At 60.7% G+C, this 23,068-nt stretch carries 17 protein-coding genes; 5 read left to right on the forward strand and 12 right to left on the reverse strand.

Translation table 11 applies throughout. From position 1 onward, the window contains the following. Window positions 1-5: 5 nt before the first annotated feature. The 7 genes from RHSP_RS32155 to RHSP_RS32185 form a co-directional block, all read right to left on the reverse strand. Window positions 6-1,259: a sarcosine oxidase subunit beta family protein gene (locus RHSP_RS32155; RefSeq protein WP_004129527.1), complete on the reverse strand. Its 1,254-nt coding sequence runs from the start codon at window positions 1,257-1,259 to the stop codon at window positions 6-8. 17 nt (window positions 1,260-1,276) lie between these two features. Beyond that, on the reverse strand, window positions 1,277-3,685 hold the full coding sequence (locus tag RHSP_RS32160) for a GcvT family protein (RefSeq protein ID WP_037155928.1): 2,409 nt from the start codon (window positions 3,683-3,685) through the stop codon (window positions 1,277-1,279). Window positions 3,686-3,862: 177 nt separating this feature from the next. After that, window positions 3,863-5,449, reverse strand: coding sequence for an ABC transporter ATP-binding protein (locus tag RHSP_RS32165; protein ID WP_004129532.1), 1,587 nt, complete (start codon window positions 5,447-5,449; stop codon window positions 3,863-3,865). Then, on the reverse strand, window positions 5,449-6,255 hold the full coding sequence (locus RHSP_RS32170; RefSeq protein WP_004129535.1) for an ABC transporter permease: 807 nt from the start codon (window positions 6,253-6,255) through the stop codon (window positions 5,449-5,451). The genes RHSP_RS32165 and RHSP_RS32170 overlap by 1 nt, the downstream gene beginning before the upstream one ends. After that, the gene (locus RHSP_RS32175; RefSeq protein WP_004129548.1) at window positions 6,255-7,247 is read right to left on the reverse strand and encodes an ABC transporter permease; all 993 of its coding nucleotides are present in this window, start codon (window positions 7,245-7,247) and stop codon (window positions 6,255-6,257) included. The genes RHSP_RS32170 and RHSP_RS32175 overlap by 1 nt, the downstream gene beginning before the upstream one ends. Window positions 7,248-7,251: 4 nt before the next feature. Further along, on the reverse strand, window positions 7,252-8,790 hold the full coding sequence (locus RHSP_RS32180; protein WP_037155854.1) for an ABC transporter substrate-binding protein: 1,539 nt from the start codon (window positions 8,788-8,790) through the stop codon (window positions 7,252-7,254). A gap of 143 nt (window positions 8,791-8,933) precedes the next feature. Then, window positions 8,934-10,472 (reverse strand): trimethylamine methyltransferase family protein, encoded by a 1,539-nt coding sequence (locus RHSP_RS32185; protein WP_004129552.1) that lies wholly within the window; start codon window positions 10,470-10,472, stop codon window positions 8,934-8,936. 36 nt (window positions 10,473-10,508) lie between these two features. On the opposite strand from RHSP_RS32185, the gene RHSP_RS32190 reads away from it, so the two are divergent. The 4 genes from RHSP_RS32190 (at window position 10,509) to purU (ending at window position 14,093) form a co-directional block, all read left to right on the forward strand. Then, on the forward strand, window positions 10,509-11,294 hold the full coding sequence (locus RHSP_RS32190) for a TetR/AcrR family transcriptional regulator (RefSeq protein WP_240535552.1): 786 nt from the start codon (window positions 10,509-10,511) through the stop codon (window positions 11,292-11,294). 191 nt (window positions 11,295-11,485) lie between these two features. Next, complete coding sequence (locus tag RHSP_RS32195) at window positions 11,486-12,247, forward strand: electron transfer flavoprotein subunit beta/FixA family protein (protein ID WP_004129565.1); 762 nt, start codon at window positions 11,486-11,488, stop codon at window positions 12,245-12,247. Between the two features lies 1 nt (window position 12,248). Then, window positions 12,249-13,160: an electron transfer flavoprotein subunit alpha/FixB family protein gene (locus RHSP_RS32200; RefSeq protein WP_004129574.1), complete on the forward strand. Its 912-nt coding sequence runs from the start codon at window positions 12,249-12,251 to the stop codon at window positions 13,158-13,160. 48 nt (window positions 13,161-13,208) lie between these two features. Continuing rightward, window positions 13,209-14,093, forward strand: a complete 885-nt coding sequence (gene purU / locus RHSP_RS32205) for a formyltetrahydrofolate deformylase (protein ID WP_004129577.1) — start codon at window positions 13,209-13,211, stop codon at window positions 14,091-14,093. A gap of 46 nt (window positions 14,094-14,139) precedes the next feature. On the opposite strand, the gene RHSP_RS32210 is transcribed toward purU, so the two are convergent. Further along, window positions 14,140-15,186 carry an FAD-binding oxidoreductase gene (locus RHSP_RS32210; RefSeq protein WP_004129582.1) on the reverse strand — a complete coding sequence of 349 codons (1,047 nt, stop codon included), beginning with the start codon at window positions 15,184-15,186 and terminating at the stop codon, window positions 14,140-14,142. Then, window positions 15,183-16,442: an aromatic ring-hydroxylating oxygenase subunit alpha gene (locus RHSP_RS32215; protein ID WP_037155860.1), complete on the reverse strand. Its 1,260-nt coding sequence runs from the start codon at window positions 16,440-16,442 to the stop codon at window positions 15,183-15,185. Before RHSP_RS32215 ends, RHSP_RS32210 begins: the two co-directional genes overlap by 4 nt. Before the next feature lie 120 nt (window positions 16,443-16,562). Here RHSP_RS32215 and RHSP_RS32220 point away from each other — a divergent pair, with 120 nt between their 5' ends. Next, the gene (locus RHSP_RS32220) at window positions 16,563-17,474 is read left to right on the forward strand and encodes a LysR substrate-binding domain-containing protein (RefSeq protein WP_051074185.1); all 912 of its coding nucleotides are present in this window, start codon (window positions 16,563-16,565) and stop codon (window positions 17,472-17,474) included. A 98-nt stretch (window positions 17,475-17,572) separates the two neighbouring features. Here the strand turns inward: RHSP_RS32220 and RHSP_RS32225 are convergent, their stop codons facing one another. The 3 genes from RHSP_RS32225 to RHSP_RS32235 are packed head-to-tail and all read right to left on the reverse strand — an operon-like array spanning window position 17,573 to window position 23,038. After that, entirely contained in the window at window positions 17,573-20,842 is a 3,270-nt protein-coding gene (locus RHSP_RS32225) for an error-prone DNA polymerase (protein WP_037155863.1), read from the reverse strand. Beyond that, window positions 20,839-22,362 (reverse strand): Y-family DNA polymerase, encoded by a 1,524-nt coding sequence (locus tag RHSP_RS32230; RefSeq protein WP_037155866.1) that lies wholly within the window; start codon window positions 22,360-22,362, stop codon window positions 20,839-20,841. Before RHSP_RS32230 ends, RHSP_RS32225 begins: the two co-directional genes overlap by 4 nt. Further along, a complete protein-coding gene (locus RHSP_RS32235) occupies window positions 22,277-23,038 on the reverse strand; it encodes an ImuA family protein (protein WP_037155869.1) in 762 nt (253 codons plus the stop codon). The genes RHSP_RS32230 and RHSP_RS32235 overlap by 86 nt, the downstream gene beginning before the upstream one ends. Window positions 23,039-23,068: the final 30 nt, after the last annotated feature.

The raw sequence follows: 23,068 nt of genomic DNA on the forward strand, positions 1-23,068 counted from the left end.
CTTTTTCAATGCGCGATACCCGCGCCCGCGGCCTCATCGATCATGTGCCCGCTGCGGAAGCGCTGGAGATCGAAAGGCCGGCTGATGTCGTGATGAGTTCCGGTGGCAAGGATATGGGCAAAGACCGTGCCCCCCGCGGGAATTCCCTTGAAACCACCCGTGCCCCAGCCGCCATTGATGAAGAGCCCCGGCAGCGGGCTTTCCCCAAAAATTGGCGAGCTGTCGGGCGTGACATCCACCGTGCCGCCCCATTGGCGGAGAAGCCGCAACTGGCGAAAGACGGGAAACATTTCCAGGAGCCCGGAGAGCACCGTTTCAAGCTGCGGGAGATTGCCGCGCTGGCCGTAGGAAGGCACGCGGTCCAACCCGCCGCCGATGACAATCTCACCCTTGTCGGACTGGCTGACATAGGTGCCCGTCATCGGCGAGACGAGGACGGTGTCGAAGATTGGCTTGACGGGCTCCGAGACGCAGGCTTGCAATGTATAGGAGGTGATCGGTAGCCGGAAACCCGCCTTGGCGGCGAGCGCGCCCGAACTGCCCGCCACCGCCATGCCGACGCAATCCGCCCGAATCTCGCCTTTCGACGTCAAAACGCCGACGCAGCGACCGCCCTCCACCAGAAACTCCTGCACGTCGCACTGCTGGATAATATCGACGCCTAGCCGGTCGGCAGCGCGAGCGTAGCCCCAAGCAACGGCGTCGTGGCGTGCAATTCCGGCACGGGCCTGCCAGATTGCCCCGTAGACCGGATATCGTGCGTTGGGCGCATAATTGTAGATCGGAACGCGGCGCTTCACTTCGGCAAGGTCAAGCAATTCCGCCTGAACGCCATTGACCTGCATGGCGTTGACCATGCGGGCGGCCATCTCCATCTCGGCAGGGCTCGATACGATTTGCATCATGCCGCGCTGCGACAGCATGATGTTGTAATTCAATTCCCTGGCGAGCCCCTCGTAGAGCGAAAGCGAAAGATCATAGAGCGCCGTGCTTTCGGGATAAAAGTAGTTCGACCGGATGGCCGTCGTATTGCGGCCGGTATTTCCGCCACCCAGCCAGCCGCGTTCTATGACGGCAACATTACGCACCCCGTGGGTCTTGGCGAGGTAATAGGCCGTTGCCAGCCCCTGCCCGCCGCCCCCGACAATGACCACGTCATAGCGCCGCTTAGGGTCAGGACTGCGCCAAGCCGGGCGCCATCCCTTTTGGGCGTTCAATCCCTCCTTGAGCAGCGAGAGCGCTGAGTAATGGCGTGTCATCGGCAGCCTCGCAGGGGTTAGGCGCGCATCGCCGCGCCGGTGGGATCGTAGGGAGACGCCGAGATCACCACAGCGCGACGCTCCTCGCCGACGATATGGGTGGAAAGCAAGGTTTCCTCGGCCGCCGCGGCGCGATCGATCATGGCGAGAGCCAGGCTTTTGCCGACGGTGTGGCCGTAACCACCCGACGTCACGAACCCGACGAGCTTGCCCTGGTGCCAGATCGGCTCGTAGCCGCTGGCATCCGCGTCGGTCGCATCGATTTCCAGCGTCACCAGCACCTGCTCGGAAGCTGCGCCGTCCCGCTCCTTGCGGGCGGCTTCGGCTCCGATAAAGCCGCGCTTGTCCCAGGCGATGAAGCGGTCGAGCCCTGTTGCGCCGGGCGTATAGCCCTGCGTGAACTCGCGCGACCAGATGCCGTAGCTTTTTTCGAGCCGCAGACTGTTGCCGGCAGCGAAGCCGAATTCGGTCAGGCCGTGCTCCGATCCGGCGTCTAGCAATGTCCGTCGCAGGGTGGCGTGTTCAGCAATGCCGCAGTTGATTTCGTAGCCGAGTTCGCCGGTGATCGAGACGCGGGTGACATGGCAACGCAGTAGCCCCACATCCATCTTGACGCAGCCCAGCAGCGGCAGCTTCGCCACGTCCTCCTGCACGAGTTTCTGCAAAATATCGCGCGAGCGAGGCCCGGCCAGAGAGAACCCGGAGACGACGTCGGAAATATCCCGCAGGACAACACCATCGGCCATGTTGTCTTCGAACCAGCGCATATGCCATTCGCGCAGATAATAGGAACCCATTATCCAGTAGCGTCCGTCACCCCAATTCAGGAGGGTCAAATCGCCGCGCAGCTTGCCGTCATGGCTGAGCATCGGGGCAAGACGGGCGCGCCCCGCGTTCGGCAGCCGGCTTGCGAAAATCCGGTCGAGCCAGGCTTCTGCCGCCCGTCCGGAGACTTCGTAGCGCGAAAAGCCGGAAATATCGAGAAGGCCAGCCTTCTCACGCACGGCTTTGGCCTCCGCGGCAATGATATCGAAGGCATTCGAACGCCGAAGGCTTGGCTTCTCCTTGAACCCTTCCGGCGCGAAATAGAGAGGAACCTCCAGTCCCCAGTTCGCGCCCCAACGCGCACCGGCCGCCGTCATGCCCTCATAGGCGCCGGGAACTTTCAGAGGACGACCCGCCGGCAGGTGCTCGTTCGGATAGTTCATGATGAAACGGCGCGAATAGAACTGGCCGGTCGTCTGCCGAATGAACTCGCGATTGACTGCGAAGTCACCATAACGCGCAATGTCCATGCCGAACACATCGGCCTGCGGCTGCCCTTCGACCATCCATTCCGCCAGCGACTTGCCGACGCCGCCGCCTTGAAGGAAGCCTGCCATGACGCCACAAGCGACCCAGTAGTTGCGCAAGCCGCGAACCGGCCCCACCAAAGGATTGCCGTCCGGTGAGAAGGTGAAGGCACCGTTGACCCAGCGCTTGACCCCGGCCGTTTCCAGAACCGGATAGCGATGGAACGCCAAGGCGAGTTCGTCCATGATGCGATCTGGATCTTCCTGAATGAGCTCGATCCCATAGTCCCAAGGAGCACCGTCCATCTGCCAGTGCTTATGGTTGATCTCGTAGATGCCAAGCAGCATGCCGTGCTGTTCCTGCCGCATATAGGAGAAGCCATCGAGATCGACGATCGTCGGCATCTCCTTCGTCAGCGCGGCGATTTCGGGGATAGCCTCGGTCACCAGATAGTGGTGTTCCATGGGCGTAACCGGCAGTTCCAGGCCGACCATCCGGCCAAGCTGCTTTGCCCAAAGCCCGCCCGCATTCACCACATGCTCGGCAAGGATGGTCCCTTTTTCGGTCTCCATCTGCCATTCCAGCGTGGGGAGCTGCTTCAGCGAAAGCACGCGGTTGTGCTCGACAATATCGGCGCCGCGGTTCTTGGCGGCGCGGGCATATGCATGCACGACGCCGGAGGGATCGACATAGCCCTCGCGCTCGGATGTCATGCCTCCGAGAAGGTCGCTTGTGTTCACAAGTGGGCAGAGGTACTTGATCTCGTCGGGCGTTACCAGGCGGCTGTCATCGATGCCCATCGACTGCATCACGCGATAACTGCCCTTCAGCCAATCCCAGCGATCGGGATCACGAGCCATCATGATGCCGCCGGTCATGTGCAAACTGATATTGATGCCTGACTCGGCCTCGATTTCGGACAAAAGGTCGATCGTATAGGCCTGAAGCGCCGAGATGTTGGGATCGGCGTTCAGCGTGTGGATGCCGCCCGCGGCATGCCAGCTCGATCCGGCGGTGAGGACGCTTCGCTCGATGATTGCGATATCGGTCCAGCCAAGCTTGGTGAGATGATAGGCGACCGAGGCTCCAACGACGCCACCGCCTACGATTACTACGCGATATCGGGACTTCATCATTCTACCTTTCGCCTGAGTGGACGGTGATTTTAGGCTATCATGCTGTACATTAATGTACAGAGAAATTTTGCAAAAATTCCCTACTGAAGATAGCTTTCTCGGAACAGGGAACTTTGTGCGATTCCACGGCGCAGCTTCAGCGGGGCCTCTACGATGCTCGCCGCCCCTGCCGCCTTATTGCTCCTCAGAGACGCGCCTCCAGCCACCCCTTTCCATCAATGGGGTGGAATGAATGAGGGTGCGCGTATAGGTCTGATGCGGATTTGTAAAAATGCGCTCGGCTGGCCCGAATTCGACGATCTCTCCTTGCCGCATGACGGCAACGTCATGGGCGAAACGACGGGTGAGGCCAAGATTGTGCGTGATGAACAGCATGGTCAGCGGGCGTTCGTCCATCAACCTCAGCAGAAGACGAATGATGCTTTCCTCCACCAGCGGATCCAGTGCCGAGGTGACTTCGTCGCAGATCAATACGTCAGGTTCGGCCGCCAATGCCCGCGCGATGCATATTCTCTGCTTTTGCCCACCCGACAAAGAGCCCGGCGCGCGATCCAGGAAGTTTTCCGGCAGTTCGACATCGCGCATGAGCTCACGCAAACGATCCTCGCGCGCCGCGCCTTTCAATCCACCGAACCAACTCAGGGGCCGGCCTACGATGTCGCGGACACTCTGCCGTGGATTGAGCGCGAGATCCGGCAGTTGATGGATATATTGCAATCGCCTGCGTGCGTCGAAACTGCGTTTTTCAACACGCCCGGGCAGAGGCTGGCCTTTCAACATCATCGCGCCGCCGTGCATGTCCACGAGGCCGGCGATCGTCCGCGCGAGCGTGGTTTTGCCACTGCCCGATTCACCGACCAGGCAGGTGATGTGCCCCGCCGATAGCTTCAGAGAAATATCCCGCACCGCGGAAAATCCGCCATAGCCCGCCGAAAGCTTGTCGACCTCTATGATAGGCTTCGATTTCTCGGCGTTGGGCATTCCGCTCGCTGTCGTCTTATTCGCCACCAAAGCCCGCGTATAGTCCTGTTGCGGAGCCTCGATCACGTCACGAGTGGTGCCGGTTTCGACGATTTTGCCGTGACGCAGAACCATTAGCCGATCGGCCAGTTGCGAGACGACGGCCAGATCGTGCGAGATGTAGATCGCCCCGCACCCCCGTTCCTTGATCACCTTGCGGATCAGCCTGACAACCTCGAGCTGCGTCGTCACGTCCAACGCCGTCGTCGGTTCGTCAAAGATGACCAGCTCGGGCTCGTTGACCAATGCCATGGCGATCATGGCTCTTTGAAGTTGGCCGCCGGAAACCTGATGCGGATAGCGCCTGCCGAACCGCTCAGGGTCGGGAAGCTGAAGCTCCCGGAAAAGGTTGACCGCCAAACTGCGGCGCTCCTCCTTCGATTTCCCCAGTTCGATTGCGGCAAGCTCCGTGATCTGGTCTTCCAGCCGATAGAAAGGGTTGAAGGCCGCGGCCGCACTTTGCGCGACATACGATACTTTGCGACGGCGGACCGTTTCCAGGGCGGGCTGCGCCAGATCGAAAAGAGAGTTTCCCACGAGCGTCACACTGCCCGATACCCTTTGACAGCCGGCGCGCAGCAATCCGATCGTGGCCATGGCGACCGTGCTCTTGCCCGCTCCGGATTCGCCGATGATCCCGAATATCTCCCCCGGATGAACCTCGAAGCCGACATCCCTAATGATGGTCGAATTTCTGGCGTCAATGCTGAGATTATCGATACGAAGCACAGGTTCCATCATCAGCCAAGCTCCGCTCGAACCGAGTATTTGTGGATGAACCAGTCAACAATACCGTTGACGGAAAGCGTGATGAGGGCGATGCAGACGGCGGGAGCCAGCGGCGAAAGCTGCCCAACAGAGATCGCCAGCGCGTTTTCACGAACGAGACCGCCAAGATCCGCCGCCGGCGGCTGCACGCCGACACCGAGAAAGCTCAGACCGCTGATAAAGAGCACGGCATAAGAAATACGGATGCCGAACTCGGCGATCAGGGTGGGAGCGGCATTCGGTAGTATCTCCCGGAACAGATACCAGCCAAGCCCTTCGCCCCGAAGACGCGCCACCTCGACATAATCCATTGCCACGACGTCGCCAGCTACGGGACGGATCACCCGGTAGAACAGCGTCGCTTCGAGCACGGCCATCGTGACCACCAGCGTCACCAGATTGACGCCTGCGACGGCCAGGACGACGAGTGCAAAGATGATCTGCGGGACCGACATGATCGCGTCGATCATCCGGCCCAATATCAGGTCGGTCCAACCGCGCCGGAAGGCACTTATGAAAGCAAGGACAACGCCCGTGGTTGCGGCGAGAACGGACACCAGAAGCGCTATGCCGATCGTGTAGCGCAAGCCGTAGAGGATGCGGGAGAGCATGTCCCGGCCAAGAGAGTCCGCCCCGAGAAGCCCGCCTTCCCCAGGCATTGCATAGGGCATGTGGACCGGATCGTTTGCCGCATAGGGTGCAAGCCAGGGCGCGAACAGCGCGGCCAGCACGAGAAGCCCGAAGCAAGCAAGGGATAAATGGAAGCCGGTGTTTCGCATCAGGATGCCCCTCTGGCCGGAACGCGCTGACGCGGATTGGCGAGCAATGCGAGGAAATCGGCCAGAAAATTCATGGTGACGAAGATCGCCGCGAACAGGAGGCCGCAAGCCTGCACCACCGTCAGATCCCGATATGCGACGGAATCGACCATCAGCTTGCCGAGGCCGGGATAGGAAAAGACGATTTCGATCACGACGACATCGATGATCAGATAAGCCACGGTCAAAATGGTGATCGACAGGATCGGCGAGAGGGCGTTCGGCAGGGCATGGCGCAGAATGATCCTCGACCGCGGGATGCCCTTGATCTCAGCCATCAGAATATAGTCCGAGGCGAGGACTGCCAAAATGGCGGTGCGCGTCAGTTTCATGGTGTGAGCCTGTCCGATGACGACAAGCGAAACGACCGGCAGCACCAGGATCGGCACCCAGGCTGCGGCTCCGCGGTAAAACGGCGCCACCGACATCGGCGGGAACAACCCAAGCCGAACGGCAAACACATAGATGAGGATGTAGCCGACCAGAAAGGCAGGCATTGCGAGAAAGAGCATGGACGTAAAGCCAAGCAGACGGTCGAACCACCGGTCTTGCCAGATCGCCGCCAGAATCCCGCCACCGATCGCGATCGGCAGCAGGAATAGGGCTCCCGCCGCCGCCAATATCAGCGAGTTCGCCAGGCGCGGCAAAAGAACTTCCGCCACCGGTCGACCGGATGCGAGCGACGTACCGAAATCGCCATGCAACGCGCTCAGCAGCCAAAGAAAGTAGCGCTGGACCAGGGGTTGATCGAGCCCGAAATCCCGACGCAATGCCTCGATCGCGGCGGGAGTTGCGTTCTGCCCGAGCAGCGCGCTGGCGGCGTCCCCCGGTAGCAGCGCTGTTCCGACGAAGATCAGCGCTGTAATCAAGATCAATGAGACGATACCTGACACCAGGCGCGAAACGACGAAGTCTCGCACCGGCGTCGACCGACGGCGCCAGAACCCAGACATGGCGCTAACCGAACCAGACCTGTTCGGCGCAACGATAGTTGGCGCAGGGCTGGGTCCCGGGCACATAGCCCTTGAGCTCATTGGTGACGCCTTCGATCACGTCACCGAAGACTGGAATGATGACACCGCCATCCGAAGACAAGATGGACTGCGCCTTTGTATAGAATTCGAGACGACGCTTTTCGTCCGCTTCGACGCGAGCGGCGGCAATGGCGGCATCGAATGCCGGATTTGCCCAATGCGTATCGTTGCCCGGCGAACTGCTGGAATAAGCCGTGGTGAGGATCATGTCGGCCGTCGGCCGCGAGCCCCATACGGTCGCATGGAAGGGCGCTTTGCCCCACACGTTCGACCAATATCCGTCCGCCGGCTCTCGCACGACCTCGATCTGAATTCCGGCACGCGCGGCATGCTCACGGAACAATACGGCCATGTCGACGGCCGGTGCCGTCGCTGCATCCGACGTGCTGAGCCGCAATGGTCCGGAATGGCCGGACTTCTTGTAGAGGGCCGCGGCCTGCTCGGGATCATAGGCATTTTGTTTGATATCGGCGGCGAAGAGCGGATCGTTTGGCGGGATCGGCGTGTCGTTCCCGATCCGCCCCATGCCGCCATATATTCTTGCCAGGACGTCCTTGCGGTCGATTGCCAGCTTCAGCGCCAAACGCAGGTTTGGATTGTTGAACGGCTCGATATCGGCACGCATGTTGAAGCCGACGAACTGCGAGGCGCGAAGGCTCACCAACGACTTGCCGGGCAGCGCTTTCAGAAGCATTGCCGTACGCGTATCGAGGCCACTTGCAATCTGGATCTGGCCGCTTTGGAAGGCGCTCGCCCGCGCTGCCGGATCATTCGCCGCCAGTATGATGACCCGGTCGACCCAGGCGGCGTCCTTCTTGAAATAGCCCTCGTGCCGGACCGCTTCGATCGCTTCTCCCGGTGCAAAGCGGGTGACTTTGTAGGGGCCTGTACCGACGCCGTCGAAGGTGGTCGTTCCCTCGGGCACGATGCACAACGGATAGTTCGACACCATTGCCGGGAAGAAATAATTTCCCTCGGTCAGCTGGACGACCACCCGGGTCGGGCTTTCCGCTGATATCGAGGCGATAGCCGCCGCAATCGAACGCGAATTCGAACGGGAGTTCTCGGCATTGTGGATCTTGAGCGAATAGATGACGTCGTTCGCGGTGACGGGATGTCCGTTATGGAAGGTTGCCCCTTCAACAAGGTCGAACACCCAACGCTTGCCGCCATCACTGCCCTCCCACGACTTTGCCAGACCGGGCCGGAGTTCGTTGGCTGGGCCGTGGGCCTCCACCAGCGTGTTGAAGATCGTCCCGGAGACGACCGCCCAGTAAGGAGAGTTGAAACTCCGCGGGTCGAAGGTATCGCCGGTCGAGGCACCTTCTACCCCGATGGCCAGCGTACCGCCGCGCTTTGGTGCGGACTGGGCTAGGCCCATGCCGGGCACTGCCGAGACTACGCCGAGCGCTCCGGCAGCCTGTAGAAAACGCCGACGAGAAAGATTGCTCCAGTATGTCATCACTTGCTTCCCTCTGTTGGTCGATGCTCTCCGGCATCTCATCATGTACAGTAATGCACATATGTTCACTTGTGTATAGAGAATTTTTGAATGCGGTCACCCGTCGCAGGACCATTACGTCCTCCGCGATCCTCTCCTCACGATTACTCTTCAGGCATTGCTCCGCCCGCTTCGGTTCCCTTGGAAACGAAGGCTTCGAGCCGTTCTGACACGCCATGGCAGGTGCTAGGCGCCTGAAATTCTTCCAGTATCTTCTTCCAGATGGCTGTAGCGCGTTGGTCCGCAGTCAGCGCGCCGGCCTCGCTCCACGCCCCGAAGTTCGAAAGATCGGCAACGAGCGGGCGGTAAAATGCGGTCCTGTAGCGCTCCGTCGTATGGGGTGTGGCAAAGAAGTGCCCGCCCGGCGAAACCGCCGCAACCGCATCGAAGCCGAGCGCATCATCGTCGGCGGGATCGGATTTGCAGAGTTCCGCCATGGTCTGCAGGGACTCAATATCGAGGATGAACTTCTCGTAGCCGAGCGAAAGCCCGCCCTCCAGCCAGCCCGCGGCGTGAACGGTCACCGTTGCACCGCCGAGTGCTGCGCCCCAAAGGGCCATGATCGTCTCGCTGGCACCTTGCGCATCCGCGGTATTTGACGCCGCGCCCGTCGCGGAGCGCCATGGCATTCCGATGTACCGCGCAAGCTGACCAGACCCGATGCACGCTCGGATATGCTCCGGCGTGCCAAATGCCGGGGAGCCGGACTTCATGTCGACGTTCGACAGGAACCCGCCATAGGACACGGGAGCGCCGGGGCGCGTCATCTGCGCAAGCGTGATCCCGGCGAGCGCCTCTGCGTGCTGCAACATCAGAGCGCCGGATACGGTCACCGGCGCCATCGCGCCCGCCAGGCAAAACGGCGTGATGATCGACATCTGCCCGGCGCGTGCGAAATCGATGATCCCGCGCGACATGGAGACGTCCAATTGCCTTGGCGAGTTCGAATTGATGACCGTGGTGGCCCAGACCCCGTTGCTGAACTCGGCCTCATCGAGGCCCAACGCCAGTCTGATCATTTCGAAGCTTTCTTCGACTTGCCGGCGCCCGCGCGAATAGACGAACAGCGGCTTGTCGCAATTTTCCAACTGGCCGCGCATCATCGCATAGTGGCGAAACTGGATCGGGACATCCTGTGGTTCGACCGACGGGCCATGCATGTGAATGACATCGAAACTCTGCTGCAGGCGCAGCGTCTCCAGATAGCCCTCAAGATTGCCCGGACGACGGCCACGCTCCCGATCATAGGCATTGGGACAGCCCGCCCCCGCCATGAAGAGCATCGAGCCAAGCTGATAATCCTGCTCCCGCATAGGACTGGCGGCCCTAAGCCTGATCGACCTGGGAGCACGCTTCAACGCCTCTTCCACGAGATCGCGGCCGATCCGGACCATATGCGTCTCTTCATCCACCAGAGCGCCGGCGTTACGGAGAATTTGGCGCGCCTCGTCGAGCAAGATGCGGATCCCCAATTCCTCGAGAATCCGAAGCGCCCCTTGGTGGATCGCCGCGATGCGATCTTCCGTATAGGCCTCCTGCGGCGTGAAGGGATTGCGAAGTTTGATGTAATTGGATCCGCCCGCTGACGGAGCCGTCGCGGCTCGCCGGCTTCTTCCACGTCGAGCAATCTGCCGTTCTTCCATGTGTCACCTCCCAGTCAGCTCGGGCATGATAGCGCGTTGTTCACAGATGTACAGAAAGATTGCGGCGTTCTCTTGCTCTCAATGGCATATTTCGCGCAAATCCTTGTTATTTGCCCCATTTCTCCGTTATGTAGAGACCAAAGCAGGAAGAAGGCGCCCGAAATGGTACTCACTAATGCACAGACGGACACCGAAGATGGCCAGCAGGGCCGCTCGACGCGGGAAGACTGGCTTAAACTGGCGCTGCAAATCCTGCAGAGGGATGGGATCGACCGGGTCAAGGTCCAGATCATGGCCAAGCAGCTAAACGTCTCACGCTCCAGCTTTTATTGGTTTTTCAAGAACCCGCAGGATCTGCACGAGCAAATGCTGGATCAATGGCTAACCAAAAACACCGGCCCAATCATCCAGCGCGCGCTGCGCCCTGCCCAGACGATTTCAGAAGCGATCCTCAATGTCTTCGAATGCTGGGTAAATGACGAACTCTTCGACCCTCACCTGGATGTTGCTGTGCGCCTTTGGGCACGGCGCGCGGTAGAGGTTTTGAAGGTGGTAGCCAGCGCCGACCAGCAGCGTCTAGCGGCTTTGACCGGTATGTTTGCGCGCCATGGCTTCGCGGAGGAGGATGCGATCGTGCGTGCCCGCGTCCTCTATTTCACTCAAATCGGTCAATATACCCTCGATTTCCGCGAGGATATGATCACGCGCTTTTCACGCACCCGCCCGTACGTACTGGCCTTCTGCGGCCAGGAGCCGAGCGAAAAGGAACTTACCCGCTTCAAGTCCGTAGTCATGTCTGCAATCCAAGCAGAACGCGGCTGACTGCAGCCCCCAGCCAATTCACGAGCCTTCAATTCGGTGGTCGCATGGCATCACCAAAGGCATCTTGACTATTGCCAGCTTTCTATGTTCACTTATGTACAGAGCAAAACGTTCTTTGTGAGCGCCTGCCAGTTCGCACGGGCAGGCCGAAGCCTGAGGATCGATCCGATCCCGTTACCGGAGATATCCAAATGAAGGTGCTGGTCCCTGTTAAGCGGGTGGTCGACTATAACGTCAAAGTCCGCGTGCATGCGGATGGAAGCGGCGTCGATCTCGCAAACGTCAAGATGTCGATGAATCCATTCGACGAGATTGCGCTGGAAGAAGCCATACGCCTGAAAGAAAAGGGGGTGGCCAGCGAGATCGTCGTTGTTTCGATCGGGGTCCGGCAGGCGCAGGAAACGCTGCGCACCGCATTAGCCATGGGCGCCGATCGCGCAATTCTCGTCGAGGCCGCCGCAGACGTTCATCAGGATATCGAGCCGCTGGCCGTAGCCAAACTGATCGCTGCGGTCGTGCGAGAAGAGCAGGCAGATCTGATCATTGCAGGCAAACAGGCCATCGACAACGACATGAATGCGACCGGGCAAATGCTGGCAGCGCTGCTTGGCTGGGGTCAGGCCACCTTCGCCTCGAAACTGACGATCGAGGATGATACTGCCACGGTCACGCGCGAGATCGACGGCGGCCTGCAGACGATCAAGGTCAGGCTTCCCGCCGTCGTGACCGCTGATTTGCGTCTTAACGAACCGCGCTATGCCAGCTTGCCCAACATCATGAAGGCAAAGAAGAAACCGTTGGAGGAACGGACTGCCGCCGACTACGGCGTCGATGTCAGCCCGCGCCTTACGGTGATCAAGACCATCGAGCCCGCAAATCGCAAAGCCGGGAAGAAGGTCGGCTCGGTCACCGAATTGATCGCAAAATTAAGAGACGAAGCGGGGGTTATTTGACATGAAGCTATTGCTGCTTGCCGACGTCAATGGGAGCAATCTTGTCACCGATGTGGTCGCCAAGGCCCTATCAGCCGTCAGATCCATTGCTGAGGTCCATGTTCTTGTGGTTGGGCCTGTCGCGGCGGCGACCGAGGCTGCCAAGCTGGAAGGCGTGAGAAAAGTTCTGCATGCTGAGGATGCCGGCCATGGCCTGGCTGAGCCCACGGCCGATCTGATCGTCTCGTTAGCCGACCGCTATAGCCACATCGCGGCTGCCGCGACCGCCTTTTCCAAGAACGTGCTGCCGCGTGTTGCCGCCTTGCTGGATGTCATGGTGCTGTCGGATGTGACCTGCATGGTCGACGCGGACACGTTTGAGCGTCCCATCTATGCAGGCAACGCGATCCAGACGGTGAAATCCGCAGACCGGATCAAGGTCTTCACCGTGCGCACTGCCTCATTCGGTACAGTCGGTCAAAGTGGCACGGCGGCGATCGAGACGGTGGACGCCAAACAGTCGGATCTCAGCATCTGGGTGGAGGACAAGGTCGCCAATACCGGCCGACCGGAACTGACATCGGCCCGGATCGTGGTCTCCGGCGGGCGCGGGGTGGGATCAAGCGAAAGCTTTGCGCTGATCCAGGATCTGGCGGACAAATTCGGCGCTGCCGTTGGCGCCAGCCGTGCCGCCGTCGATGCCGGCTATGCGCCGAACGACTGGCAGGTGGGGCAGACAGGCAAGGTGGTCGCGCCGCAGCTTTACGTCGCCGCCGGCATCTCCGGTGCCATCCAGCATTTGGCCGGCATGAAGGATTCGAAAGTCATCGTCGCCATCAACAAGGACGAAGATGCGCCAATCTTTCAGGTCGCCGACTACGGCATCGTTGGCGACCTATTCACGATCCTCCCGGAGCTCACGGAAAAGCTCTAACCGGGCGGACCGTCGACGAGTTGATTTTGACCATCTTAGGAAAATGCGATGACCAAATACTGCCTGACCGTCAATTGTCCGTCTCGGCGCGGCATCGTGGCCGCCATTGCGAGCTATCTTGCCGAGAAAGGCTGCAACATCACCGACAGCTCACAGTTCGATGACACCGATAGCGGACGGTTTTTCATGCGGATGAGTTTCACAGCGGAAACGGGGTTAGCCCTCGAAGCAATCGAGAAAGGCTTCACCGAAACTGCGAAAACGTTCGACATGGCCGCCACCGTCCACGACGAATCCCAGAAGAGAAAAGTCGTTATCATGGTCAGCCGGTTCGGCCATTGCCTGAACGATCTGCTCTATCGCTGGCGCATCGGAGCGCTGCCGATCGATATTGTGGCCGTGATCTCGAACCACTTGGATTACCAGAAGCTTGTGGTGAACCATGACATTCCCTTCCACCAAATCAAGGTGACCAAGGAAAACAAGCAGGAAGCCGAAGCGCTGCAGATGCGCATCGTGCGGGAAGCGGAGGCGGATCTTGTCGTCCTTGCGCGCTACATGCAGGTCTTATCGGACGAAATGTGCCGCGAGATGTCCGGAAGGATCATCAATATTCATCACTCCTTTCTGCCGAGCTTCAAAGGAGCCAACCCCTATAAGCAGGCCTTCGAGCGTGGCGTGAAACTGATCGGCGCAACATCGCACTACGTCACCGCCGACCTGGACGAAGGCCCGATCATCGAGCAGGACATCATCCGCGTCACGCATGCCCAGTCTGCGCAGGATTATGTCAGCCTCGGCCGCGACGTCGAAGCCTCAGTTCTGGCGCGCGCCATCCACGCGCACACCCATCATCGCGTCTTTCTGAACGGCAACAAGACTGTCGTTTTCCCAGCCTCGCCCGGCTCCTATTCGTCGGAACGGATGGGCTGAAAAGCAAGCAAGGGTGGGGAATAGCCGGGCACATCGCCCGGCTGTTTCACTTGTCGATCACAATGTCCGACGTAGGCCGGGAACAACAGGCCAGGATAAAGCCGCTATCGATCTCACGTTGACGAATGCCGCCTTGGTGCTTCATCTCGACAGAGCCGGACAGCATTTTGACGCGGCATGTGCCGCAGACGCCCTTGCCACAAGAGCTCTGGATACGGCCGCCGATAGCCCTTGCGGCCTTCAGTACCGTCGTCTCGGCATCGATTTTGCCCGTCAGCCCCGATTTCTCGAAGGTGATGGTGTGCTTGATCGCCGTTCCGTCTTCGACAAATGCAGTCTCCTCCTCGCGAAAGGAGTCAAAGCTTTCCGTCAGGAACTTATCTTCGGGCAGGCCAATCTGCCTCAACGTCACCGCTGCGAGATCCATGAATGCCGCGGGGCCGCAGCAATAAACTGTGCGTGCGGTCACGTCCGGCACCAGCCCAAGCAGCAGCTCTCTGGAGAGCCGCGCGATCGGCCCAATCCATCCGCTGCCGGGACTATGGCGCGTCAATACGGGGACGACGCGAAGGCCCGGCAGAACCTTGGACCAGTGTAGCATCTCGTCGCGGAAAATCATGTCCTCGGCAGAAGAGGCAAAGTGGATCAACGATACATCGGTTTGCGACGTGTGGTCAGCAAGGCTGCGGATCATCGACGCCGCAGGCGTTATGCCGCTGCCGGCGGTCAGCAGAAGGACCGGCCCCATGGGTTCCAGACCGCAACCGAATTGGCCCGCAGGACCCGATGCCCTAACCTTCACCCCCGGACGCATGCAATCATGCAGCCAGTTCGACACCCTCCCGCCCGAAACCCGCTTCACCGTGACGGCGACCCACCCTGATACGATTGCCGACGACGAAATCGAATAGCTGCGCAGGTGCTCTTCGCCATCGATATCAAATGCAAAATTGAGGAACTGGCCAGGTTCGAAGGTAAAAGGCGCGGGCGGTGCTGCAAAGATATAGGTCGAGGCTGTCGCAGTTTCCCGTCTTACGGCGAGGCATTCGAGCAGAAATTCACCCTTCTCCTCCAGCGGTGCAAAAGCGTTCATGCCTTATATCCATGGGCTTTCAGCCGCTCGATATACCAGGCGATGTTGCGGTCCACGGTCGTCTCGCAGAACTCCGACAAGGGGCCAGGTTGATAGGCCATCGAGGCCACACCCAACTGCGCAATGCTGACCAGATCCGCATCTTGCTGGTTCGTGGCGATCCAAACCTCGCTCAGCCGGTTCAAATCGTAATCCACGCCTTCCTGCGCATCGTTGTTCACCAACCAGACGGAGTGCAGTGCCGTCCGATCGGCAGCAAGCGGAATAATCCAACTGACAACGGCGTGATCGGCAAAGAAATGCGACCATGAGTTATGCGTATGCAAATGCATATCGCCGAACCGAGGCTCCTTCAGACTGCCGAGCAGCTTTCGCGACGCTGCCTTGCCATCGAGCGTATGGGACTCCCCGGCCCCGGTGATGACAAAACGTTCCGTTCGGAACAGCGTTTCAGAGCCCTCATAGCGTTCGACCTTCCGGGAAGGAAAGCCTTGGCTTTCCCAAACCTCCACCTGCGCACCAGCGATCTCGCAGTGGCGGACATAATCTTCCCTTTCTTCATCGCCAAGTTCATCCGGGTCGAACCCGATGTCGAGACTGACGAAGGTATTGCTCAGCTCCGGATGAGAGCCTTCACAGTGATAGCATTCGCGATTGTTATCGACGCTGAGCTTCCAGTTGCCAGGCTCTATGATCGTCTTCGCCAGGGCAATACGGGCATTCTTCAAATCATAGGGTTCGAGACGTTCACCCAGAACCGTGGCGATCTCGTCGATATCGGACGGCGCGTCCTCGGCCATGCAGATGAAAATGATGCCGCCAATGACGCGCAGGTTGACCGGCTTCAGGCCATGGCATGACCAGTCCAGCCCCTTGCCCATATGCGCAGCATGAACCAGATTGCCGCTGAGATTGTAAGACCACTGATGATAAGGACAGACCAGCCGTCCAACGGACGTCTTGTCCTCATTAACCATTCGGGCGCCACGGTGGCGACAGACGTTATGGAATGCCCGTACTTCCATGTCATCGTCGCGCAGCAGGAGGATCGACGTTGTCCCGACATCCACCTTGCGAACATCGCCCGGCTCCGCAATATCGGCGGCGACACCGACGATGATCCAATGCCTGCGAAAGAAAACATCCAGATCGATGTCGAAGACATCCTGTGACGTATAGAATTCCGCGGGCAGGCTGTAGCCTCGCCTGTAATTTGCGACGAGATTGGTGAGGGGTGTTTTGGTGTAGGCATTCATTGTGTGTCCTGCCCCATAGTCTGTGAAAATGCTCGGGTACGAGCTGCATCGCCAATGAATGACCCCGCCAGAACACCCTGACAACTGGACAAATTTTCCGCCCTGCCATATCCTCAGGTTATGGCAACCCTGCGCACCCAGATCGGCCCACTCGCAACCATATTCGCATTCGAAGCCGCCGCCCGATTGGGCAGTTTCACGGCGGCAGCAAGGGAGCTCGGCGTCACGCAGGCCGCCGTCAGCAAACAGATCTCACTCCTTGAAGAGCGCTTGGTAGCTCCCTTGTTTATGCGCCGTCACCGACACGTGGAGCTGACGCCGGCGGGGCAGCATTTATATGCCAGCGCGAACGATGCGCTTTCATCGATAGCGCAAACCATGCGGGATATACGAAATCCGGAGCAAAAGCCGTTGGTTGTCACACTTTCGGCATCGCTGTCACGCTTCTGGCTAATGCCCCGCATGGCGGACTTCCGGCGCCAGCATCCTGAAATTGCACTTAGGATTGTTGCGCAAGATGAGCTGGACGAAATAAAGCCCAATGGTGCTGACCTTTTGATCCGCTACGGTCCGGGTTCATGGGAGGAGCCGACCGCTATTAAACTATTCAACGCAAGAGTTGTTGCAATGGCCTCCCCGGATTATCTGGCGCGCCATCCGATAAGAAACATCGATGATGTAACCACCGCTGCGCTGATTGCTTACGATACACCGGGACGTGAATGGGTGAGCTGGAGCGACTGGGCGCGTGTCGCTCTACGTGGGCGCGCTCTACCCACACCAGCGCTCTCGGTCAGCCGCTATCACGATGCCGTTATCGCTGCTCAACAGGGCCATGGTATTGTCTTAGTGTGGAACGTATTGGACAGAGCAGGCCTGGGCGTCGAAGGTTTAGTACCAATACCTGGCCCTGAGATCAGAAGTCCTGGAGCTTTCTACCTTGTCCCCCTAACTGCGGAAAAGGAGGCGACTCGCTCTCTAATTGATTGGTTCAATGGCCAATCTGTTATCGAAAAAAACGCGGGCAGCTGAGCGGACGAATATACACTCGAGCTGTGGCCTTGACCGCCACAAAGTCCAATCTATAGATGCTCTTGATGAGATGCGAACCTGCGAGAAACCGATCGCGTTCACCTGAAATCCCGCGTCTTCACCCTGATCTCATCGAGATGCAGATAGGGATCGACGATGTCGTGCGGGCGCGGCCCCTTCGGCAGCCCGCGGGGATCGGGCGTGGGAGATCCATGATGAAACTCGTCCCCGCGCCCATGCGGCAGCGGAAATGTGTCGTCGCGGTCGCCGACGCTTCTGAGCTCTCCCGAGAGGTCGGTGATGCGATGGGCAACGAGATGCGCCACCTCCCCTTCCCGCTGAATTCGGCCGTAGACGCCGAGCATGCCGGCGCCGAGGACGGCGCGGCGGTATTTTTCGAAGGTCTTTACCCAGACGACGAGATTGGCAATGCCGCTCTCGTCCTCTATTGTGATGAACATGACGCCCTTCGCGGAGCCTGGCCGCTGGCGGACGAGGACGAGGCCGGCGGCCTCGAGCCACTTTCCGTCGCGCGACTGCATCGCCTCGCGGCAGGTGGCGATGCGGCGTTTCGCCAGATCAGCGCGCAGAAATGCGATCGGATGGCTGCGCAAGGTCAATCCAACGTGTCCATAGTCCTCGACCACCTCACCGCCTGATGTCATCGGCCGGAGATCGACCGCCGGCTCATCGAGCTCCGGCACGGTCGCCTTTTCGCGTTCCGAAGCTGCTGCAAATAGCGGCAGGGGTTCGTCGCGCAGGGCCTTTATGGCCCAGAGCGCCTCACGGCGGGCGAGCCGCAGCGAAGGCTGGAAAGCGTCGGCTTCGGCGAGTTCGACGAGCGAGGCAGCCGGCACACCGGCACGGCGCCAGAGATCGTCGACAGAAGGAAAGGGATCGTCCGCCCGCGCTGCGACAATCTTGGCCGCGTCGGTGTTGGCGAGCCCCTTTACCATGCGCAGGCCGAGCCGAACGGCGAACCGGCCATCATCCTCCGTCGGCTCGAGCGTGCAATCCCAACGGCTCGCGTTGACACAGACGGGACGGACCTCGACGCCATGATCGCGTGCATCGCGCACGATCTGAGCCGGCGCGTAAAAGCCCATCGGTTGGGCATTGAGGAGTGCTGCGCAAAAGACGTCCGGATGCCAGCATTTCAGCCAGGCGGAGGCATAGGCGATGAGCGCGAAGGAAGCGGCATGGCTTTCGGGAAAGCCGTAGCTGCCGAACCCTTCGAGCTGCTTGAACGTCTTCTCGGCGAATTCGGGCTCATAACCGTTCGCCACCATGCCGGCGATCAGCTTCTGGCCAAACTTGCTGACACCGCCGGTGTGTTTGAAGGTTGCCATGGCCCGGCGCAGCTGGTCGGCCTCACCGGGGCTGAAGCCGGCACATTCGATCGCCACCCGCATGGCCTGTTCCTGGAAGAGCGGCACACCGAGCGTCTTGCCGAGCACCTTTTCCAGCTCAGGCTTGGGATAGATCACATCCTCCTTGCCTTCCCGTCGCCTGAGGTAGGGATGCACCATATCACCCTGGATCGGACCGGGCCGGACGATCGCGACCTCGATGACGAGGTCGTAGAATGTCCTCGGCTTGATGCGCGGCAGCATCGACATCTGCGCCCGGCTCTCGATCTGGAAGGTCCCGAGCGTGTCGGCCCGCCTGATCATCGCATAGGTGCGCGGATCCTCGGGCGGGATGGTGGCGAGATCGAGATTGATGCCCTTGTGTTGGCCAAGAAGATCGAAGCCGTGCTTCATGCAGGACAACATGCCGAGTGCCAGCACGTCGACCTTCATGAACTTGACGATGTCGATATCGTCCTTGTCCCACTCGATCACCTGCCGGTCGACCATCGCGGCCGGCTCGATCGGCACGAGCTCATCGAGGCGATCGCGGGTGAGGACGAAACCGCCGGGATGCTGCGACAGATGGCGAGGCGCGCCCATCAGCTGCCGCGCGAGTTCCAGGGTCAGGCGCAGGCGCCGGTCTCCGAGGTTGAGATTGAGCTCTTCGGCATGTTTCTCGCCGATGTCCTCGCCCCAGCCCCAGACCTGCGAAGAGAGCATCTTCGTCACGTCTTCAGACAGTCCAAGCGCTTTGCCGACGTCGCGAATGGCGCCTTTCGAGCGGTAGCGGATGACGGTCGAACACAGGGCGGCATGATCGCGGCCATAGGTCTCGAATACCCATTGCATGACGATCTCGCGCCGCTCGTGCTCGAAATCGACATCGATATCAGGCGGTTCGCGGCGTTCCTCGGAAACAAAGCGCTCGAACAGTAGATCGTTGCGATCCGGATCGATCGAGGTGACGCCGAGCACATAGCAAACCGAGGAGTTCGCCGCCGACCCTCGGCCCTGACAGAGGATGTCGCGTGATCGGGCAAACTGCACGATGCTGTTCACGGTCAGAAAGTATGGCGCGTAGTCGAGCTTGCTGATCAGTTGCAGCTCGTGCTCGAGGGTCTTGCGCACCTTGTCGGGCAGGCCTTCCGGATAGCGGCGGGCGGCACCCTCCCAGGTCAATCGTTCGAGCGTCTCCTGTGGCGTCAACTCAGGATGCGACCGCTCCTCGGGATATTGATAGGCCAGTTCGTCGAGCGAGAAGCGGCAGCGCTCCATAATCTCGATCGTGCGGGCCAGTGCCTCTGGATAGCGCGGAAAGAGCCGCGCCATCTCGTCGGGTGGTTTGAGATAACGGTCGGCGTGCCGTTCCCGGCGGAAGCCCGCATCGTCAATGGTGGTGTTGTGACGGATGCAGGTGACGACATCCTGCAGGATGCGCCGGTCGGGAACATGGAACAGCACGTCATTGGTGACAACGGTCGCCACACCCATGGCGGCCGCCATGTTGGAGAGCTGATGGAGCCTGAGCTGATCATTCGGACGGCGCCGAAGCGTCAGCGCCAGATAGGCATCCCTGCCAAAGGCATCTCGCAGCCGGCGCAGATGGAGCGCACAGGATTGATCGGCGAGATCGGGAATGAGGACGACGATCAGACCTTCCCCGTAGGCGACAAGATCAGACAATTCGATCCGGCACTTCGCCTTGCCGGCGCGCTTCTTGCCAAGCGACAGGAGGCGGCAGAGGCGCGCATAAGCTGGCCGGTCGGTCGGATAGACGAGCACCGAGAGATCGTCGGTGAGATCGAGCCGGCAGCCGACCACCAGCCGCACACCGAAATCCTTGGCCGCCTGATGAGCACGGACGATCCCCGCCAGGCTGTTGCGATCGACGATCGCCAGGGCCTCGATGCCGAGTTCGGCGGCCTGTGCAAACAATTCCTCGCAAGACGAAGCACCACGCAGGAAGGAAAAATGCGAGGTAACCTGCAGCTCGGCATAGCGTGGGATCGTCGTCATCCGAATATCCCATGCAGGAACCATTGGCGGCTGCCGGTCTCGCCATGCTCACCGTCGCCGGACCGGAAGATCCAATATCGCTCGCCGGCATCGTCTTCGACCTGGAAGTAATCGCGCACGGCAGCAAGTTCCGCGTCTCGTTTCCACCATTCGCCAAACACGCGCTCCGGCCCGTCGGCGCGGCGCACGCGTCGACGGATGCCACGCCAGGTGAAGCTGACCGGCGGGTGATCAGGGACCATTGCAATGGTCTCGATCGGCTCGGGATGCGGAAGCAGTCGCACCGGCCGCGGCCAGTGATCGGGCCAGGTCTCGCCGCCGTCCGGCGACATCGGCGCGATACGCGTGACGGAGCGTTCGGGCACATCGCTGGCGACCGGCGTGAAGCGAAAGAGCCGCCGTTCGCCGATGCGGTTGCCGAGAATGTCGATCAGCCCGGACACGTCGGCCTCCGGCTCCTCGACCAGCGAGGAGATGACCTGCCGGGCGACGAGCGGCTCGGCAATGGTCGCCGTCAGCGACATGATCTCGATGCCGAAGCCCGGATCGATGGTCTCGATCCGGTCGGTGAGCAATCGCGTCAGTTGCTTGATATCGCGGACCGGCTTCGCGGTGCCGGCGCGAATTGCCTGGTAGGTGCTGTCGACCCGATGGAACAGGAGATCGATACGGCGGGTACCGAGGGCCTTTTCCTCGAGCAACCGACAGAGCTGGGCAACGAGTTTGGCGGTATATCGCGCGATCGTCTCGGCCGCGGCGATCGGTTCGCCGAAGGCGCGGCGGACTTCGATCAGCTCAGGCGTGCGCAGCGGATCGATCGGCTCGGCGACGGTACCCATGGCCTGGTCAAGGCGGCGGCCGAGCTCCGGCCCAAAGCGCAGCGTCAGCGGCGCCCGCGGCTGACGAGCCACCTCGCCGATCGTGTTGAAGCCCAACACACGAAGGCCGTCGACGATAGCTGGATCAAGCCGCAAGGCCGCGATCGGCAAACGGTGCATCGTCTCGGCCTGCGCCCCTGGCGGAACGACGGAAGTCTGCTGTCCGAGAAACCGGGCGCAGGCATGTGCCGCACCCCAGGTGTCGGCAACTGCCGCCCGCGCGGCAATGCCCGAGTGGAAGAAGCGATTGACCAAGCCCGACAGCATCAGTTCCTCACCACCATGCAGGTGATCGGCCCCGGTCGTGTCGATGACCAGGCCGTCCGGCGGATTGACGGCGACGATCGGCGCATAGCGCTGCAGCGCCCAAAGCGCCAGACGTTGAAGCGCCTCGGCGTCTGTGACCGGATCCGCGTCCATCATGACGAGACCGGTCACCAGCGCCTGCGCCTTCGTCGCCGGCATGCCGACCCACAAGCCTGCCGTGCGCGCAGCCTTGTCGGCGGCGAGCACGACGCGCCGGCGCTGCTGGCGGCCGACGAGAATGAGCGGCGTCTCAGGCGGAGGCGCGGCCTCGCCAAGCTTCCGCCTGAGACGATCCGTGGACCAGGTCGGAAGGAAGAGCGATACGACCCTTGGCATCGGGGGCTTCCACTTCAAAATCCGCACTTTCACCGGCCCGACAGCGGATGAGCTCGAGCAGCCAACGCGCCCGGCCGACGCCCGGAACCGGCAAGGGGGAGGACGGGAGCACGGAGACGCGCCACCGGGTGGCGGACGCCGTCGGCTGCCCGAAATCGGATGCCTCGGTCTGGCGCCGCCAGCGGCGGATGGCGATGCCGATCGTGCCGGAATTTTCCGCCGAGAGCTGCAGGCGGCGCGACGCGGTCATCGACAGACGCGCGAGTTCGCCGACCACGGCGCCGAGGCCGCCATGGCGTAGTCCCTCTTCCATGCATGAGAGCAGCGCCTTTTCGTCGCCCGCCTCGACATAGATGACACGGCCGGGCGACAGGCCGACCTGGGCGAGCGCCGGCGCAAAGAGATCGGCACGCGTCATGCACCAGAGCACCGGCCCCCTTGTGCGCGCGGCAACCGCCGCGGCAAACAGCGCGGTGGCGGCTCCATCGACCGCGCCATTGCCGCCGCCGGCAATCTCGTGCAAAGCACCAAGCGCCAGCCCTCCTTGTGGCAATCGGCCATCGATTTCGGGAACGCCGAAAGGCAGCACCAGCCGCCGCCGAATCTCCCCACCTTCCAGCCGCTCGATACGCTCGCGCAGCTCGGCGATAACAGGGTTGACGGCGTGGTCATGCATCACGAAATAGCGCCTCCTTGGGCTTTGCAA

The organism is Rhizobium freirei PRF 81 (assembly GCF_000359745.1).
Taxonomy (GTDB): Bacteria; Pseudomonadota; Alphaproteobacteria; order Rhizobiales; family Rhizobiaceae; genus Rhizobium; species Rhizobium freirei.

Bases quoted from the DNA above. Each gene is read 5' to 3' on its own strand.
- RHSP_RS32155 (WP_004129527.1), bottom strand. From the start codon at position 1,259: ATGACACGCCATTACTCAGCGCTCTCGCTGCTCAAGGAGGGATTGAAC.
- RHSP_RS32225 (WP_037155863.1), bottom strand. From the start codon at position 20,842: ATGACGACGATCCCACGCTATGCCGAGCTGCAGGTTACCTCGCATTTT.
- RHSP_RS32200 (WP_004129574.1), top strand. From the start codon at position 12,249: ATGAAGCTATTGCTGCTTGCCGACGTCAATGGGAGCAATCTTGTCACC.
- RHSP_RS32230 (WP_037155866.1), bottom strand. From the start codon at position 22,362: ATGCCAAGGGTCGTATCGCTCTTCCTTCCGACCTGGTCCACGGATCGT.
- RHSP_RS32170 (WP_004129535.1), bottom strand. From the start codon at position 6,255: ATGCGAAACACCGGCTTCCATTTATCCCTTGCTTGCTTCGGGCTTCTC.
- RHSP_RS32195 (WP_004129565.1), top strand. From the start codon at position 11,486: ATGAAGGTGCTGGTCCCTGTTAAGCGGGTGGTCGACTATAACGTCAAA.
- RHSP_RS32160 (WP_037155928.1), bottom strand. From the start codon at position 3,685: ATGAAGTCCCGATATCGCGTAGTAATCGTAGGCGGTGGCGTCGTTGGA.
- RHSP_RS32165 (WP_004129532.1), bottom strand. From the start codon at position 5,449: ATGATGGAACCTGTGCTTCGTATCGATAATCTCAGCATTGACGCCAGA.
- RHSP_RS32235 (WP_037155869.1), bottom strand. From the start codon at position 23,038: ATGCATGACCACGCCGTCAACCCTGTTATCGCCGAGCTGCGCGAGCGT.
- RHSP_RS32210 (WP_004129582.1), bottom strand. From the start codon at position 15,186: ATGAACGCTTTTGCACCGCTGGAGGAGAAGGGTGAATTTCTGCTCGAA.
- RHSP_RS32215 (WP_037155860.1), bottom strand. From the start codon at position 16,442: ATGAATGCCTACACCAAAACACCCCTCACCAATCTCGTCGCAAATTAC.
- RHSP_RS32180 (WP_037155854.1), bottom strand. From the start codon at position 8,790: ATGACATACTGGAGCAATCTTTCTCGTCGGCGTTTTCTACAGGCTGCC.
- RHSP_RS32175 (WP_004129548.1), bottom strand. From the start codon at position 7,247: ATGTCTGGGTTCTGGCGCCGTCGGTCGACGCCGGTGCGAGACTTCGTC.
- purU (WP_004129577.1), top strand. From the start codon at position 13,209: ATGACCAAATACTGCCTGACCGTCAATTGTCCGTCTCGGCGCGGCATC.
- RHSP_RS32220 (WP_051074185.1), top strand. From the start codon at position 16,563: ATGGCAACCCTGCGCACCCAGATCGGCCCACTCGCAACCATATTCGCA.
- RHSP_RS32185 (WP_004129552.1), bottom strand. From the start codon at position 10,472: ATGGAAGAACGGCAGATTGCTCGACGTGGAAGAAGCCGGCGAGCCGCG.